This window comes from Streptomyces sp. NPDC085524, from assembly GCF_044541755.1.
GTDB lineage: Bacteria > Actinomycetota > Actinomycetes > Streptomycetales > Streptomycetaceae > Streptomyces.
The window spans coordinates 142,186-157,182 of the sequence record NZ_JBITTH010000010.1 but is presented as its reverse complement, the minus strand read 5'-3'; the positions used below and the strand labels follow the sequence as shown (position 1 = coordinate 157,182).

General features: G+C 75.8%; 14 protein-coding genes and 1 pseudogene. 6 read left to right on the top strand and 9 right to left on the bottom strand.

Annotated elements, in window-relative coordinates; translation table 11 throughout:
* Positions 1 to 43 precede the first annotated feature (43 nt).
* Complete coding sequence (locus ACIGFK_RS17625) at positions 44 to 1,264, bottom strand: acyltransferase (RefSeq protein WP_400052493.1); 1,221 nt, start codon at positions 1,262 to 1,264, stop codon at positions 44 to 46.
* Complete coding sequence (locus tag ACIGFK_RS17620; RefSeq protein ID WP_400052491.1) at positions 1,261 to 2,331, bottom strand: alpha/beta hydrolase; 1,071 nt, start codon at positions 2,329 to 2,331, stop codon at positions 1,261 to 1,263. Before ACIGFK_RS17620 ends, ACIGFK_RS17625 begins: the two co-directional genes overlap by 4 nt.
* Before the next feature lie 93 nt (positions 2,332 to 2,424).
* Between ACIGFK_RS17620 and ACIGFK_RS17615 the strand changes: the two genes are divergently transcribed.
* Positions 2,425 to 2,895: a protein phosphatase gene (locus ACIGFK_RS17615; RefSeq protein ID WP_376658475.1), complete on the top strand. Its 471-nt coding sequence runs from the start codon at positions 2,425 to 2,427 to the stop codon at positions 2,893 to 2,895.
* A 9-nt stretch (positions 2,896 to 2,904) separates the two neighbouring features.
* Here ACIGFK_RS17615 and ACIGFK_RS17610 read toward each other — a convergent pair whose 3' ends face one another.
* Positions 2,905 to 3,585: a response regulator gene (locus tag ACIGFK_RS17610; protein ID WP_376658476.1), complete on the bottom strand. Its 681-nt coding sequence runs from the start codon at positions 3,583 to 3,585 to the stop codon at positions 2,905 to 2,907.
* Complete coding sequence (locus tag ACIGFK_RS17605) at positions 3,582 to 4,931, bottom strand: sensor histidine kinase (RefSeq protein ID WP_400052488.1); 1,350 nt, start codon at positions 4,929 to 4,931, stop codon at positions 3,582 to 3,584. The genes ACIGFK_RS17610 and ACIGFK_RS17605 overlap by 4 nt, the downstream gene beginning before the upstream one ends.
* 84 nt (positions 4,932 to 5,015) lie before the next feature.
* On the opposite strand from ACIGFK_RS17605, the gene ACIGFK_RS17600 reads away from it, so the two are divergent.
* Genes ACIGFK_RS17600 through ACIGFK_RS17590 form a run of 3 tightly spaced genes read left to right on the top strand, consistent with a single transcriptional unit; the run spans position 5,016 to position 6,925 of the window.
* The gene (locus tag ACIGFK_RS17600) at positions 5,016 to 5,966 is read left to right on the top strand and encodes an AEC family transporter (protein WP_386469967.1); all 951 of its coding nucleotides are present in this window, start codon (positions 5,016 to 5,018) and stop codon (positions 5,964 to 5,966) included.
* On the top strand, positions 5,963 to 6,514 hold the full coding sequence (locus tag ACIGFK_RS17595; RefSeq protein ID WP_400052486.1) for an HXXEE domain-containing protein: 552 nt from the start codon (positions 5,963 to 5,965) through the stop codon (positions 6,512 to 6,514). The genes ACIGFK_RS17600 and ACIGFK_RS17595 overlap by 4 nt, the downstream gene beginning before the upstream one ends.
* Before the next feature lie 6 nt (positions 6,515 to 6,520).
* Entirely contained in the window at positions 6,521 to 6,925 is a 405-nt protein-coding gene (locus ACIGFK_RS17590) for a hypothetical protein (RefSeq protein WP_376658480.1), read from the top strand.
* Here the strand turns inward: ACIGFK_RS17590 and ACIGFK_RS17585 are convergent.
* The 3 genes and pseudogenes from ACIGFK_RS17585 to ACIGFK_RS17575 all read right to left on the bottom strand — a co-directional run.
* Complete coding sequence (locus ACIGFK_RS17585) at positions 6,879 to 8,090, bottom strand: trypsin-like peptidase domain-containing protein (protein ID WP_400052484.1); 1,212 nt, start codon at positions 8,088 to 8,090, stop codon at positions 6,879 to 6,881. The genes ACIGFK_RS17590 and ACIGFK_RS17585 overlap by 47 nt on opposite strands.
* 9 nt (positions 8,091 to 8,099) lie before the next feature.
* Positions 8,100 to 8,804 (bottom strand): BBE domain-containing protein, encoded by a 705-nt coding sequence (locus ACIGFK_RS17580; protein ID WP_400052482.1) that lies wholly within the window; start codon positions 8,802 to 8,804, stop codon positions 8,100 to 8,102.
* Between the two features lie 283 nt (positions 8,805 to 9,087).
* A pseudogene (locus ACIGFK_RS17575) lies at positions 9,088 to 9,615 on the bottom strand (FAD-binding oxidoreductase); the annotation flags it as partial.
* Positions 9,616 to 9,775: 160 nt separating this feature from the next.
* On the opposite strand from ACIGFK_RS17575, the gene ACIGFK_RS17570 reads away from it, so the two are divergent.
* A complete protein-coding gene (locus ACIGFK_RS17570) occupies positions 9,776 to 10,969 on the top strand; it encodes a cytochrome P450 (RefSeq protein ID WP_376661388.1) in 1,194 nt (397 codons plus the stop codon).
* A gap of 8 nt (positions 10,970 to 10,977) precedes the next feature.
* Here the strand turns inward: ACIGFK_RS17570 and ACIGFK_RS17565 are convergent, their stop codons facing one another.
* Both ACIGFK_RS17565 and ACIGFK_RS17560 read right to left on the bottom strand, forming a co-directional pair.
* Positions 10,978 to 11,631 carry a class I SAM-dependent DNA methyltransferase gene (locus ACIGFK_RS17565; RefSeq protein ID WP_376661389.1) on the bottom strand — a complete coding sequence of 218 codons (654 nt, stop codon included), beginning with the start codon at positions 11,629 to 11,631 and terminating at the stop codon, positions 10,978 to 10,980.
* Between the two features lie 44 nt (positions 11,632 to 11,675).
* Entirely contained in the window at positions 11,676 to 13,193 is a 1,518-nt protein-coding gene (locus tag ACIGFK_RS17560) for an IucA/IucC family protein (RefSeq protein ID WP_400052614.1), read from the bottom strand.
* A 104-nt stretch (positions 13,194 to 13,297) separates the two neighbouring features.
* On the opposite strand from ACIGFK_RS17560, the gene ACIGFK_RS17555 reads away from it, so the two are divergent.
* Positions 13,298 to 14,878, top strand: a complete 1,581-nt coding sequence (locus ACIGFK_RS17555; RefSeq protein WP_386469955.1) for an IucA/IucC family protein — start codon at positions 13,298 to 13,300, stop codon at positions 14,876 to 14,878.
* Positions 14,879 to 14,997 lie beyond the last annotated feature (119 nt).

The window sequence follows — 14,997 nt, the reverse complement described above, 5'->3', positions numbered from 1 at the left end:
CCCCGGAGGGAGCGGCGCTCTCGCCTATCCGCCGCCGCCATGCCTATGCCAGGCCCAGCGCGAACACCGCGAACCCGGCCGCCAGCAGCCCCGCCACGGTCCGCCGCACCACCCGGCCCCCGCGCACGGCCCGCGGCGGCTCCTCGAACCGGCGCGCGTAGCGGGCGATGACGACCAGCAGCACCGCGAACACCGGCATCCACGCCACCCGCGCCGCGATCCACCCCACGCTGTCCGGGGCCGTGGTCAGCCCCGCCAGCCCGCCCACGAAGGAGCCGGGAACGGCCGCGGCCAGCATGGCCGTCTGGTGCCAGCACAGGATCGTCATCGCACACAGGTTGATCACGACCACCGGCGCCCACACGGCGGGCCGCGCCAGCAGGGCGGCCAGCCTGTCGCGCAGCAGGATCGCGGCGCCCGACTGGGCCGCGGCCAGGGCCGGCACCAGCAGCGACGGCGGGTGCGAGTTGGTGCGCGCCGCGCCCGGCACGCCCACCATCGACGCCGGGTAGTGGAAGACCGCCAGCAGCACCGCGAACAGCAGGGTCCCGCCGGCCAGCAGCAGCCAGGCCCCGCGCCTCCCGATCCTGCGCTCGCCCCACGAGACGCCCAGCTGGTACGCGAACATCCAGCCCGGCAGGATGTTCAGCAGGGACAGCCAGGACGGCACGGAAGCGGACAGCGGCCCGTAGCGCAGGAAGTCCACCACCGCGACCGAACCGAGCAGCGGGGCCGCCGCCCAGCCGCCGAGCCGGTTCGCCGCCCGCACGCAGTACGGGGTCAGCGCGGTGATCACCACGTACACCCCGACGAACCACAGCGGCTGGATCACCAGCGTCGCCCCGGTCCGCAGCGTGGCCTCCGGCACCCCGGCGGCGTACAGCAGGGGCGCGGCGAGCGCCCACACGGCGGTCACCCCGAGCACGGGCCGCCCCAGCCGGACGATCCGGCCCTTCAGCCAGGCACCGGCCGACCCCTTGCGGCGGTTGAAGGAGAGCGCCGAGGCGTACCCGCCGACCAGGAAGAAGATGCCCAGCATCTGGAGCACCCAGCTCGCCGGGGCGAGCGCGCCGAAGGCCGACAGGGGGCTGGCGTTGTGCAGGCCTCCGTCCGCGTCGAGGGTGAAACCGCCGAGCAGCCAGTGGCCGGTCGGCACGGCGAGCAGCGCCAGGGCGCGCAGCCCGTCGACGGCCCGGTCGCGATGGGCGGGGGTCTGCCGGTCGATCCGCTCGGCGGCCCGCCTCAAGGTGGTGAGGGTGCTCATCGGACCTCTCCCTTCGCGATGGCGGCGAAGGCCGCGAGGGACTGGGTGCCGGGCGAGAAGTAGCCGGTGTGGCCCTGCACGTCGGCGGCGGGCACCCGGCGGGCGCCGAAGGCGGGGGAGGTGGGGTCGGCGCCGTGGCCGAACCCCGCGAACCGGACGTTCGGGACGTCGGCGATCCAGTCGGAGGGTCCCCGGGCCGCCCACACGCGGGCGCGGGTTCCGAGGGCGGCGGCGGTGTCGGCGCGCATGCCGGGGGAGCCGAAGGCCACGATGTCGGTGGCGTCGGTGTTGCGGGCGGCGAGCCCGCAGACCACCGAGCCGTAGCTGTGGCAGAAGAGCACCGGGTCGGGTACGCCGACCGCGTCCAGCCCCGCGGTGAAGCGGGCCAGCCGGGCCGCCCCCGCCCCGGCCAGCCGGCCGCCGGCCACGTCCCGGCCGACGCCGACCGGGGTGGTGTACCCGGTCCACGCGATCACGGCAACGTCCCCGGAGCCCCCGACCCCGGTGGCCCCGCCCCCGGTGGCCGCGCGCAGGGCCCGGGCCATCCCGGCGGGCCCGGTGTACGCCCTGCGCGCCGCGCCGTGCGACGTGGCGTCGTTGTCCGAGCCGGGCACGATCACCGATACGTGCGGAGCCCGCTCCAGATCCCCGAACACCTCGGCGACCTGCCCCCGGCCGCGCGGATCGAAGGCCAGGAGCTGTCGGCCCGGCGCCGCGAGAGAGGCGTACCGGGCCTCACCCGTCGCCGCGACGGCGATCCGGTTGGCCTCGTACCGCAGGGCGAGAGGCGCCCCGTCCAGGTTCCCCAGTACCAGCGGGTGCGACCGTACGAGCGCCTGCCGCGCGGAGTCGTCCAGCCCGGCGAAGAACCGGGCCACCTCCGCCGGGGTGGCACCCGCCGGATCGGGCAGCGCCCGGCCGGACACCGAGTCCGCCCGCCAGGCGGCGGCACCCGGCGGCGGCCCGGTGACCGCGCGCAGGCCGTCCCCGGACGCCCATCCCGCGGTCCCCGCGACGACGGCCACCGCGAGCGCGGCCGTGACCACCGTCCTTCCGAAGCGGCGCATGCCCCTTCTCCCTTCCTCGTGGCGAGCCTCGTGACGGGGAGGAAGGTAGGAAGGAGGTACCGCGGCCGACGTCGCACCGGGGAGCCAAGTCGGATGTCATACCCCGGTAGGGGGTGGAGGAGACGGCAGCGGACCGGGACTTGGTCCGCTCGGCCCAAGGGCAGCCGTCCGGTCGTCGTCGGGCGGGAGTTCGGGCTGGTCATCAGCCTGTTCACGCGGCCCGGCCACGGGCCCGGTGCGGGTGTCGAGCACGTGGTCGCCGAAATGCCCGACGCCCCGCTGAGCGCGGAGCAGATCCGTACGGTCCAGCACCTGGCCCGCACGGCGGCGCAGGCCCTCCGGGACGGCCGCACCGTCCTCGTCCGGTGCCGCTCTGGCCACAACCGGTCAGGGCTGGTCGTGGCGCAGACCCTCGTCGAGCTCGGCGAGCAGCCCGATGCCGCTGTCGGGGTCGTACGGCGGGGACGGTCGCCGTGGGCCCTGAACAACCGGGTGTTCGAGGACTACCTGACGACCGGGCTCGAAGTCGCCGGACTGCTCGTCGGCTTGGAGGGGTGTACGTGACCGGGACGGTCAGCCGGGGTTGCCCGGGGTCACCAGGCCCGCCTCGTACGCGAAGATCACCGCCTGGGCGCGGTCGCGGAGGCCGAGTTTGGCCAGGACGCGGCCGATGTGGGTCTTCACCGTCTGCTCCGCGAGGACGAGATGGCCGGCGATCTCCTGGTTGGAGAGCCCGCGCGCGATGAGTTCCAGCACCTCGGTCTCCCGCGGCGTGAGCCCGTTCAGCCGCAGCGCCGGGTCCTTGCGCGGGGCCGGGCGCTGCCGGACGAAGTCGGCGATCAGGCGGCGGGTCACCGACGGGGCCAGCAGCGCCTCGCCCGAGGCGACGACCCGGACCGCCGAGATCAGGTCGGCCGGTGGGGCGTCCTTGAGGAGGAAGCCGGAGGCGCCCGCGCGCAGGGCCTCGTACACGTAGTCGTCGATGTCGAAGGTGGTCAGCATCAGCACCTTCGGCCGGTGCACCACCCCCGGCGGGGGATCGAGGAGCTCCCGGGCGGCGGTGAGCCCGTCCATCTCCGGCATCCGTACGTCCATCAGCACCACGTCCGGGTGCGTGGAGCGCGACACCTGCACCCCCTGGCGCCCGTCGGGCGCCTCGCCCACCACGTCGATGTCCGCCTGCGCCGACAGCAGCGCGGCGAACCCCGCCCGGACCATGGCCTGGTCGTCGACGATGATCACCCGGATGGTCAAGCCGTCTCCCGCGTAGCGTCGTTCAGGGGCAGGCGGGCCGCCACCCGGAAGCCGCCGTCGGGCAGCGGACCGGTGTCCAGCGTCCCGCCGGTCAACCGTACGCGCTCCCGCATCCCCACCAGACCGTGCCCGGTGCCCGAACCCTCCAGCGCCACCACCGCACCCCGGGCAGGGCCGTTGACCACGAGCACCAGCACCTCGTCCGCGTCCACGATCACCGAGACCCGGGTCGCCGCCCCCGGCGCGTGCCGCACCACATTGGCCAGGGCCTCCTGCACGATCCGGTACGCCGACAGGTCCACGGCCGGCGGCGCCGTGCGCGCCGCCCCGGCGGCCCCGGCCGTCAGGGACAGCTCCACCGGCTGCCCCGCCCGTACGGTCGCCTCCACCAGCTGCTGGAGCCGGTCGATCCCGGGCTGCGGGGCCTTCTCGCCCTCGGCGCGCTCCGTCCCGTCACCGCGCAGCACGGTCAGCAGCCGCCGCATCTCGCCGAGGGACTCCCGCGCGCTCGCGGCGATCGCCGCGAACTCCTCCTGCACCGGCTCCGCCATGCCCGGCAGCCGGTACGGCGCCGAATCGGCCTGCACGGTGATCACCGACATGTGGTGGGCCACCACGTCGTGCAGCTCCCGCGCGATCCTGGCCCGTTCCTCGAGCAGGGTGCGCCGGGCCCGCTCCGCCTCGCTGATGGTCTCCTGCTCGGCGATCCGCCGCTGCGCGTCGCCGTACCCGCGCAGCGCGCCCGTCAGCGCCAGCATCACCCCGGCCAGCACGAACAGCAGCGCGGAGGTGGTCGACGCGCCCGCCGGCCGGAAGAATTCGAGCGCGCCCCCGACCGCGCCGGTCGCCAGCCACACCCCGACCATGGTCCGGACGGACTCGCGCAGCCCCAGGCAGACCATCAGCAGCAGGTACCCGACGATGGTCATCGGCGGCCAGGGCCAGGGGCACGAGGCCACATGGTCGGCCTGGACCAGCAACAGGGCGCCGACGGTGTCCGCGAGCAGGACCACCGCCCAGGCCCGCACCGGCCGGGTCACCGCCAGCAGCAGCGGCACGGTCTGCGCCACGCCCAGCGCGCCCGACCAGCCGCCGCCCAGACCGTAGTTGAGGGTCAGCACGGTGATGGTCACCGGCAGCAGCGTCACCACGAACACGCCGACGACCGCGAAGGGCAGCATCCGCTGCCAGGGCCTCGGCGCCTGCGCCAGCAGGGGTTCCGCCGCCCGCGCGGGCGTCCGCAGCAACACGCCGAGCTGCGCCGCCACGCCCGGCCCTGCGGCCTCGGGAGTGCGGGGGCGTTCACGGTTCCGGCGGCCCGGCCGGATGCGGGGTCTGTCGCTCATGATCGGCCCAGCCTATGCGCCCCCGGCCCGGAACCGGGCGTACGGGTAGGCTGCTCGCCGGTCGATCAAGGGGGTCCGGTACGCATGGGTGGGGCAGCCGCGCTGGAGAAACTGCTGCCGGTACTGCTGGCCTTCGGCGGCGGGGTGCTGCTCGCACGCCGCAAGATCGTTCCGGCGGATGCGTCCAAGGCCTTCTCCGACTACGCCTTCCTCTTCGCCGTCCCCTGCTACCTCTTCGGCAACATCTACGCCAGCGACCTCGGAGCCCTCTTCGACTGGCGGGCGATCGGCGGCTACGCCACCGCCGCGGCCCTCGCGGTGGCCCTGGTCGCGGTGGCGTCGGTCGCCCGCTCCGTCCGGGAGCCCCGCGCCGTCGCACTGCGCGTGATGGCCGGAGTGCAGGTGAACACCGCCTACTTCGCCGTCCCCGTCTTCATCACCGTCTTCGGGACCGCCGCGCCCATCTTCCCGATCCTGCTCTTCCAGGTCTGCGTCCTGTCCCTGGTCGTCATCTCCCTCATGGAGCTGGGCCGGACCGATCCCACCACCGGCGGCGGTCCGGGCCGGCGCCTCCTGCGCGCGGTCGGCGCCTCGCTGGCCACGCCCCTGGTCCTCTCCTGCAACGCGGCCATCCTGCTCAACCTGCTCTCCGCGCACGTGCCCTCCGTGGTCCTGGACGGCGCCGCCTTCGTCGGCGACAGCGCCTCCCCGGTGGCCCTGTTCGCCCTCGGCCTCCACCTCGGCGGCCTCGGGCTGGACGTCCGGGGCACCACGCGCGAGGAACTCGCCCTGATCGCCTTCAAGTGCCTGGCCTTCCCGCTGCTGACCTGGGCGGTGTGCGGGATGCTGTTCGGGGTGCGGGGCGACTGGCTGGCGTACCTGGTCCTGATCGCGGCGATGCCCACTCCGCAGAACCTGTTCATCTTCGCCCAGCGCTACGACGTGGGCGTCGACCTCTCCGCCTCCCTCGTGATCAAGAGTTCGGTGATCTCCCTCCTGCTGCTGCCGCTCTGGCTGCAGACTGTCGTCCCATGACAGGAATCTCGTTACGGGCGGTCGCCGCCACCCTCGGACTGTTCGCCGCCTGGGCCGTGCACGACCTCGAAGAGGTCGCCACCGTGGGCCGCTGGACCCGGACCCGGGTCCCGGTGCTGCGCGAACGCCACCCCCGCGTGCCCGACCGGATCTGGCACCGCATCGAAGGAGTGGACGGCCGCGAGTTCGCCACCGCGGTCGGCTTCATGGGACTGGTCGTCGCGGCGGCCGCCGCGGACGGGTACCGCACCGGCGGGCGCTCGGCCTTCTACCAGGCCTCCCTCAACGGCTTCGGGCTGCACGGCCTGGTCCACCTCGCCCAGGCCGCCGCGACCCGCGGCTACACGCCCGGGGTGGTGACCTCGCCGCTGCTGGTGGTCCCCTTCACCCTGTGGGCGCGCGGACGGCTGCGCCGGACCGGGGTCCTGCGGCCCACGCGCCCTGCGGACCTGGTCCGGGGGCTGGCCGTGGCCGGGGCGGCCACGGTCGCGGCGCACGCGGCGGCCCGCCGGATCCGGTCGTACCCCTCGGCGGTGCCGGGTCGTTGACCTTGCATGGAACTGCCGACCATCGCGGCGCCGGGCGTCGGTGAACGGGCCGACGCCGTGGCCGATGCCGCCTGCCACCTGTACGACACCGCCCTGCACGGGGGGTGGAGCCGCGCAGCCGCCGAGGACGCCGCCGAGGCCATCGAGACCACGGCGCACGCCCTCGCGCACATCGACCCGGGCGCGGAGGTGGTCCTCGCGCCGGTCCACGCGGCCCTGGCCGACCTGCGGCGCCGGCTCGGCCTCGCGCCCGCCGACCCGCTGACCGCCGACGGGCTGCCCGCGGCACCGCGCACGGTCGGCAACCCGCGCCGCACCCGCTGGGTGCGGGTCGCAGCGCCCGACCCGAAAGCCGGGCCCGGCCTCACCCCGCCTTCGCCTCGGCGACCGCCTTCTCGTACAGCTTCCTGACGTCCGTGCCGAAGTAGGAGCTGTAGGAGGTGTCGGCGGTGTCCCCGCCGGTCTTCCAGCCGCCGATGACCCCGACCACGTCACCGGTGCCCGTCCGCGCGTCGTAGCGGCTCAGGAAGGGGCCGCCGCTGGTCCCGCCCGGGTAGCCCGTGCAGTCGATGCGCAGGAACGATCCGGGGATCCCCGGATCCGAGCTGGTGAACTTCGTCGTGCGGTTCACGCACAGGCGCGGCCGGGCCGCCGAGGCCGGGTAGCCGACCAGCGACACCTTCGGGTGCGCGTAGCCCGCGCCGGTCAGGAGGCGGTTCCCGCCGACCACGTCCTCCACCGGGACCCCGTCGGCGTCCGGCCCCACCTGCGCGAAGGCGACGTCGAGCCTGGCGGCCCGGTCGACGCCCTGCGAGCGGTAGCGCGGGTCGATCCAGATCCTGGACTTCCCGGCCGCCGTCCGCCGCACCGGGAACATGCCGTACGGCTGCGGGTTGGTCCGCGTGTACTGCGGTACGAACGCCACCTGCTGGTAGTCCGATCCGGTCAGGCAGTGCGCCGCGCTCATCACCAGGTCGTGGCCGGCCGAGGCGACCACGCTCGCCGTGCAGAAGTACGCGCCGCCGCCCTTGACGAGGTACATCCGGCCGACGGACGGCATGCCGTTGAAGTCCTGCCCGACGCCGGGGCCCGGTGCGGGCAAGCGGGGCGAGGCCGGCTCCAGGACCGGGGGCGTGGTCAGGCCCTCGTCGTCGGCGTCCGCGTCCACGTCCGGGAGCGGGTCCGGGAGCGGGTCCACGTCCGGGACCGGGGGCACTTCGGCGTCCGCCGCCGGGGTGAGCGCGAGCGGGGGTGCCGCGCCCGGCGTCGCGCCGGGCGCGGCCTGCTGCGGAGCCGGCACGGGCGCGGGGGAACCGGGGCCCGCGCCGGTCCCGGGCGTCGACGCGGGGGCCGCGCCCGGGGTGGCGGGGGCGTCCGGGAGCGGGCCGGCCGGCAGCGGGACGGCGGACGCCATGCGTGCGGGCGTCCAGAAGGACTCCGCCTCCCGGGCGGACCAGCGTCCGGCGGCGAAGGCCTCCGGAACGGCGGCGTTCCCCGCCGCGGCCGAGGGCAGCGGCCCCCCGGACACCAGCAGCGCGGCCGCCGCCGCGGCCATCGTCAACGTACGTAGCACCATGCGCAGCTCCTAGAGGGCGTGGGGGAAACGGAAGAGCCGGTCGGGGTCGTAGCGGCGCCGGGCCGCCTCCAGCCGGGCGAGGTTCGGCCCGTAGTAGGCCTCGCGCCAGCCGGTGAGCTTCGGATCGCTGTAGTTCTGGTACGCGCTCCCGCTCGCCCACGGCCGCAGGTCCTGCCAGAGGCCGTCGAGCCAGTCCTGGTGGCGGGCCACCTCGGCGGCCGGGGCGGATTCCGGCCAGAGGACGAGGTACTGGGCGAGGAAGGCGGCGGCGCGGTGCGCGAAGGCGGTCGCGCCGGCCGGGACCCGGTTCAGGGCCCCGCCGCAGACCCCGTCGAACTGCACCACCCCGATGCCGCCCCGGGGCACCGCCGACGGGTGGCGCCGCACGGCGTCCAGCACCGCTGCGATCGCCGCGTCCGGCAGCCCGGCGCCCGCCCAGAAGTCGGAGCGGGCGGCGTACGACTCCCGGCCGAGGCGTCCCTGCGGGGCCCGGCCGGGCAGTACCCCCGGGAGCCGGCACTGCTCGGCGGTCCGCTCCAGGCAGCCCGACATGGCCCGCACCGTGTCCCCGTACCCGCGTACGACGGTCCAGCTGTCCCGGACCGGCCTGCCGACCAGGTCCGTCAGCCGGGTCAGCTCCCGCTCCAGCTCCCGGCGCCCGTCGAGGCACACCACCCGCAGCGCGGGCACGCCGTCGGCCCCCCGCGCCGGCACCGACGGTGAACTCCACCTGGCTCCAGAACGGGTCCGGCAGCCCGGCCAGCCACCGCTGCCAGCCGCGCAGCACCGCCGCCGAGTCGGCGCCGGGCCAGTGCAGTTCGGCGAAGGCCGCGTCGGCCACCGGATGCGTGCGGAAGCGGAACCCGGTGACCACCCCGAAGTTGCCGCCCCCGCCGCCGCGCAGGGCCCAGTACAGCTCGGGCTCCCGGTCCGGGCCGACCTCGCGGACGGCCCCGTCGGGGGTGACCACCGTGGCCCCGGTGAGCCGGTCGCAGGTGGCACCGTACGCGCGTGAGGCCAGTCCCAGGCCGCCGCCCAGGGTGAGGCCGGCGATGCCGACGGAGGGGCACAGCCCGGTCGGGATGCCCAGCCCCCGCCCGGCGAGCGCCGCGTTCACGTCACCGAGCCGGGCCCCGGCACCGACCCGGACGCCGTCCCCCGCCACGGCCACCTGCGCCACGGCCCCGAGGTCGACGACCAGTCCGGCGGCGCGCGTGGACCAGCCCGCGTAGCCGTGCCCGCCGCCGCGCGGCACCACGGGGACGGCCGAGCGGCGGGCGAAGTCCAGGCAGGTGGCCACGTCCGCGGCATGCGCGGGATAGGCCACCGCGGCCGGTACGACCGCGTCGTAGCGGGGCTGGAACAGCTGCCGCGCCTCGGGGAAGTCCCGGTCGCCGGGGAGGACCAGCCGCCCGTCGAGCCCGCGGGCCAGCGCGCCGTAGTCGGGCCCGCGGCCCGCCGCCCCGACACCGGCCAGCACGGCCGCGGCGGCGCTGCCCAGGACCCGGCGGCGAGGAAGGCTCATGCCTCCTTCCTGCCACCGCCCGGCCCGATCCCGGTGCAGGCGGGCCCACACGGGCCGGGCTTGCCGCCCGAACGGCCCACGGCCGGAGGCCGCAGCGGAAACGGTTCGGCTCGTCGGATAACCACTTCGGACCGGTGGGCGCCGGCCGTACGCTGCGGGCATGCCTCTTGTGGATCTCGGTTCGCACGCCGAGGAGTTCGACGCCGACCCCTACCCCTTCTACGCCGCACTGCGCCAGGCGGGACCCGTCCACCGGATAGAGACCGGCGGGCAGCGCTCGTGGCTGGTCGTCGGCCACGAGGAAGCCAGGCAGGCGCTGAACCATCCGGCCCTGTCCAAGAACTGGCTCGGCTCCGAGCTGTTCGACGTCCCCCAGGCCTACGCCGCCAACCGCAACATGCTGGAGTCCGACCCGCCCCACCACACCCGGCTGCGCCGCCTGGTGGCCCGCGAGTTCACCGCCCGCCGCGTCGAGGCCCTGCGCCCGCGGGTCCAGCAGGTCACCGACGAACTGCTGGACGCGATGGCCGCCCGCCCCGACCGGCGGGCCGACCTGATCCGGTCCTTCGCGGCGCCCCTGCCGATGACCGTCATCTGCGAGCTGCTCGGCGTCCCCGACCTAGACCAGGAGCGCTTCCGCTTCTGGTCGGGCGAGATCGTGACCCCGGCGGACCCCGCCGCACCGGACCCCCGGGCCATGGAGGAGATGACCGCGTACCTCTTCGAACTCGTCGCCGCCAAGGCCGAGAAGCCCGGCGACGACCTGCTCAGCGCCCTGATCAGGACGCGTGACGAGGACGGCGACCAGCTCGCCCCGGACGAGCTGATCGGGATGGCCTTCCTGCTGCTGGTGGCCGGCCACGAGACCACCGTCAACCTGATCGGCAACGGCGTACGGGCCCTCCTCGAGCACCCCGACCAGCTGGCGGCCCTGCGCGCCGACCCGGACGGCCTCATCGACGGCGCGGTCGAGGAGATGCTCCGCTACGACGGCCCCGTCCAGCACGCCACGTACCGGTTCGCCCGCACCGACCTGGAGATCGGCTCCACCCCCATCGAGGCCGGCTCCTCGGTCCTGGTCGCCCTCGCGGCGGCCGACCGCGACCCGGCCCGGTTCGACGAGCCCGGACCGGACGTCTTCGACATCCGCCGCACCGGCCAGAGCCACCTCGCCTTCGGCCACGGCATCCACTTCTGCCTCGGCGCACCGCTGGCCCGGATGGAGGGCCGCATCGCGATCCGCTCGCTGCTGGAACGCTTCCCGGACCTGGCGGAGGACCCGGAAGCGGGCCCCCGCGCCTGGCTCCCGGGCACCCTGATGCGGGGGGTGAGCCGGCTCCCGCTGCGCTGGTAGCCGGGGCGTCAGGTCTTGCGGGCGAGCAGGAAGCCCTGCGGACCCGCCTCGCCCCCGCCGGGCTCCCGCTCGAGGCGGCCCACCTCCGTGAGCCCGGCCCCGGCCAGCAGCCCGGCGACCAGCTCCGGCGGTGTCCAGTACACGTCGAGGCGGACCGGATGCCCGTAGGCGTGCTCGAGGCGGACCTTCCGGTCGCCCGCCTTGAAGGCGATCAGGAAGTGCCCGCCCGGCGCCAGGACCCGGGCGAACTCGGCGAACAGGGCCGGCAGCTCCGCCGGCGGGGTGTGGACCGTGGAGTACCAGGCGAGCACCCCGCCGAGCACCCCGTCCGCCACGTCCAGCGCCGCCATGGCACCGACCTCGAAGCGCAGCCCGGGATAGCTCCGCCGGGCCACCGCCACCATCGCCGGGGACAGGTCTATGCCGAACGCCGGTACCCCGAGCCCGTCCAGATGGGCCGTCACCCTGCCCGGACCGCAGCCGACGTCGGCGACCGGCCGGGACCCGCCGGGCCCGTCCCCGCGTACGTACTCGGCGAACGCGGACAGCATCGCCCGGTCCAGGGGTCTGGCGGACAGCTCCGAGCCGAGGAGCCGGGCGTAGTCGACGGCGACGGTGTCGTAGGACGCCCGTACGGAGCTCAGATCCGAGGTACCTGTCATGCCCCTGGACAGTAGCCCGCGCGGCGCCCCGGATCATCCCCCGGTCAGTGAACGGTCAGCGGCCGGGGCAGGTCCGCCCACCGGTCCCCCGGAACACCGGGGCTCAGCCGCATCAGCGTGAGCGCCTTGACCGGCAGCGGCCCGGCGAGCAGAGCCTCCGTGTCGGCGGTGGCCGCCAGGCCGGGGACGGCCGCGGCGAGGTCCTCGCGGAAGGCGCCGGCCGAGCCCGCGGTGGCCCCGAGCGCCCCCGCGAGCAGGGACCCGAAGAGCTTGCGCCGCAGCACGGCCACGTCGTCGGTGATCAGCCGGCCGGACAGCGGCGGCACCGGCAGCCCGTGCCGGGCGAGCCGGGCCGGGCTGATCCGGATGTCGGCGAGGTCGCGGTAGACCAGCCGGAGCGGCTCCCCGGAGGCGGAGAGGACGACGAGCAGGTTCTGGCCGTGGGCCTCCAGCGCCACCCCGAGGTCCAGCACCCGCAGGCACACCGAGAGCGCGAGGCGGGCGAAGCGGGCCCGCCAGGCCGCCGAGCGCGCCTCGGGGAGCCCGGCCAGCGCCGCCACCGGGAGGACCCGTTCACCAGCGGCGGCGTCCGCGTACGCCTCGGGCGGTTCGCGGAGCACGGCCGCCAGGTCGGGGCTGTGCGCGGTCGCCGCACCGAGGGTGCGGGTGATGTGCAGCCGCCCGTCGAGGCGCTCCGCGAGGGCCTCGGCGAAGGCGGAGACGGCCGCCGCCGTCTCGATGGAGTAGACGGAGATGTCCCGCACCGAGGAGGTCAGCCGGGTACTCAGCGCCGTCTTGACGTGCGCACCGCCGTCGGCCGGCGCCAGCGTGCGCAGGGCCATCAGCGGGTGCGCCGCGAAACCCGCCCGCACCGGCTCGTGCTCGAGGGTGTGCGCCGCCTGCCACGGGTGCACCGGCAGCAGGATCCGCCCGCCGTCCCGGAGCCGATCCGGCCAGCCGCCGGTCACCAGGCACTCCTCCGCCCGTACGGCCACCAGCCCGAGCTCCACCACCGGCCGGTGCTCCGGCGCGTACGCCAGCTGCTCGGCCACCGAGAAGCCCGGCCGCGAGCGGCAGTTCGGGTGGTACGGGTGCCCGTCCACGATCCGCTGCTCCCACTCCCAGGTGCTGCGCGCGGCGGCGTCCCGCCCGGCGGCCGGCTGCCCGGCCCGGGAGAGCGCGAGGTTGGCCGTGCTCCCGTCCAGTTCCGCGGCGAACCCCTCCCCGTGCGGCACCCCCAGCGCCGCCACGAGGCGCGCGGCCTGCCCGTACGCCCGTCCCTCGAGCAGCACCTCGCGGACGTACGGCGCGGTCGCGTAGGGGTCGGGCGCCGGGCCCTCCAGCCGGCCGCCCCCTTCCAGCAGCAGAGCCAGGCCGCCCGGCCCCCGCTCCCGGCCCACCACCCACGGCAGCGGCTCGAAGGCCAGCGCCCGCCACAGCCGGGTGAGCACCGCCGCCCGGGCCCCGTCCAGCGCTTCGGCGTACGCGGCCGAGAGGGCGGGCCGTACGCAGTCCAGCTCGGCGGCGACGGCGTCCTCGGCCGGTGAAGCGGGAAGGTACATGCTGCGGCTCCGCAGATAGTCGTTCGAAGGGATGATCACGCCATCATCGCGGATACTGAAGATCACGGCCGGGTGGTCGCGTCCCGCGGACCCCGGCGCACCGGATGGACCGAATGGAACCAGTGGACCTCAACGCCGCCGCCGACGCGTACGCCGCCACCCCGTTGCTGAACTGCCTGCTCAGGGAGGCCGCGGAGGCCCTGGGGGGCGATGTCCACCGGCTGCGCGGCAGCGGCCGGCTGATCCGCGTGCACGGCGGGCGCCGGCCCGTGCGCCCCGAGCTGCGCACCGCGGAGGGCTGGCATCCGCTGGGCCACACCGAACTGGTCAAGCTCACCTCCGAGGAACTGGGCCGCTTCACCGGCGTCCCGAACGACGAACTCCCCGTCGAGATCGCCGACAGCCGCGACACCATCGCCGCGCTGCTCGCCGCCCGCCGGGCCGCGGAGCCTCCGGCGGACCCGTACCTGCTCTCCGAACAGTCCCTCGTCATGGGCCACCCGCACCACCCCGCCCCCAAGGCCCGGGGCGGAGCCCCGGCCGCGAGCTGGCTGCCCTACGCGCCGGAGGCCCACGCGCGCTTCCCGCTGGTCTTCCTCGCGCTGCGCGAGGACCAGTGCGCGGAGGAGGGCGGCCGGGCCGCCGCCGATGCGGTGGACTCCCTCGCCGGGCTGCTCGACGGGCCGCACGCGCCCGCCGGATACCGGCTGCTGCCCGCGCACCCCTGGCAGCTCGACCTGGTGGCCGCCCGGCCCGCGGTGCGCGAAGCCCTCGCCGACGGGCGTCTCCTGTGGCTCGGGGAGGGGCGGCTGCCGGCCTGGCCGACCGCTTCGATCCGGACCCTGTACGCACCGGACGCCGCCGCGGACGTGTTCGTGAAGTTCAGCCTCGACGTCCGGATCACCAACGACGTGCGCCGGCTGTGGCGCCACGACCTGCTGAAGCTGCGCCGCACCGACGCGGCGGTCGAGGCGGGCTTCGCGGCGCTGCGCCGCTCCGGATCCCGGGCGGCCTGGCTCGCGGACCGGGGCTACCGCACCGCCGGGTTCGCCTTCGAGGAACTCGCCGTCCTGGTCCGCGACGGCCTGCGCGCGCACACCGAGCCCGGGGCCACCCCGCTGCTGGCCGCCGCCCTCGCCGAGGGCCACCCGGGGAGCCCGCTGGCCGGCACCCGCGATCCCGCCGCCTGGTGGCGGGCGTACCTGCGCCAGGTGGTCCCGCCGGTGCTGGAGCTCTTCGAGCGGCACGGGGTCGTCCTGGAGGCCCACCTCCAGAACACCCTGGTCGCGGTCGACGCCGGGGGGACGCCGGTGCAGGCGCTCTTCCGCGACGCGGAGGGCGTCAAGCTCCTGCCGGACCTCCCGCGCCCGGCGGCCTGGCAGCGCCTGGTCTACTGCCTGGTGGTCAACCACCTCACGGAGATCGCGGGAGAACTGGCCGACCGCCACCCGCAGGCCGCCCCCGGGCTGTGGCCCGCGGCCCGGGAGGAGTTCCTGCGCTACGCGGCCGCGCACGACCTCCCCGAGATCGAGGACCTCCTCACGGCCCCGTCCCTCCCGGGCAAGACGAACCTCCTGCTGCGCTGGACCCGAGCGGACGGCGCGGACGCCCGCTACCTTCCCCTGCCGAACCCGCTGCGGGGCCCGTGGGCGGGCGGGTCGTCCGGATCCCCGGCCGCGGGGTGACACGGCCCCGCCGGACCGGGTCACCCCCGCACGGCGGCGTCGCACCGCGTCCCGGTGCCTCGACGTACGGGCGGAGCAAGGAATCGGCCAAGGTGGGCAGCGGAGGCGGTCACCCCTCA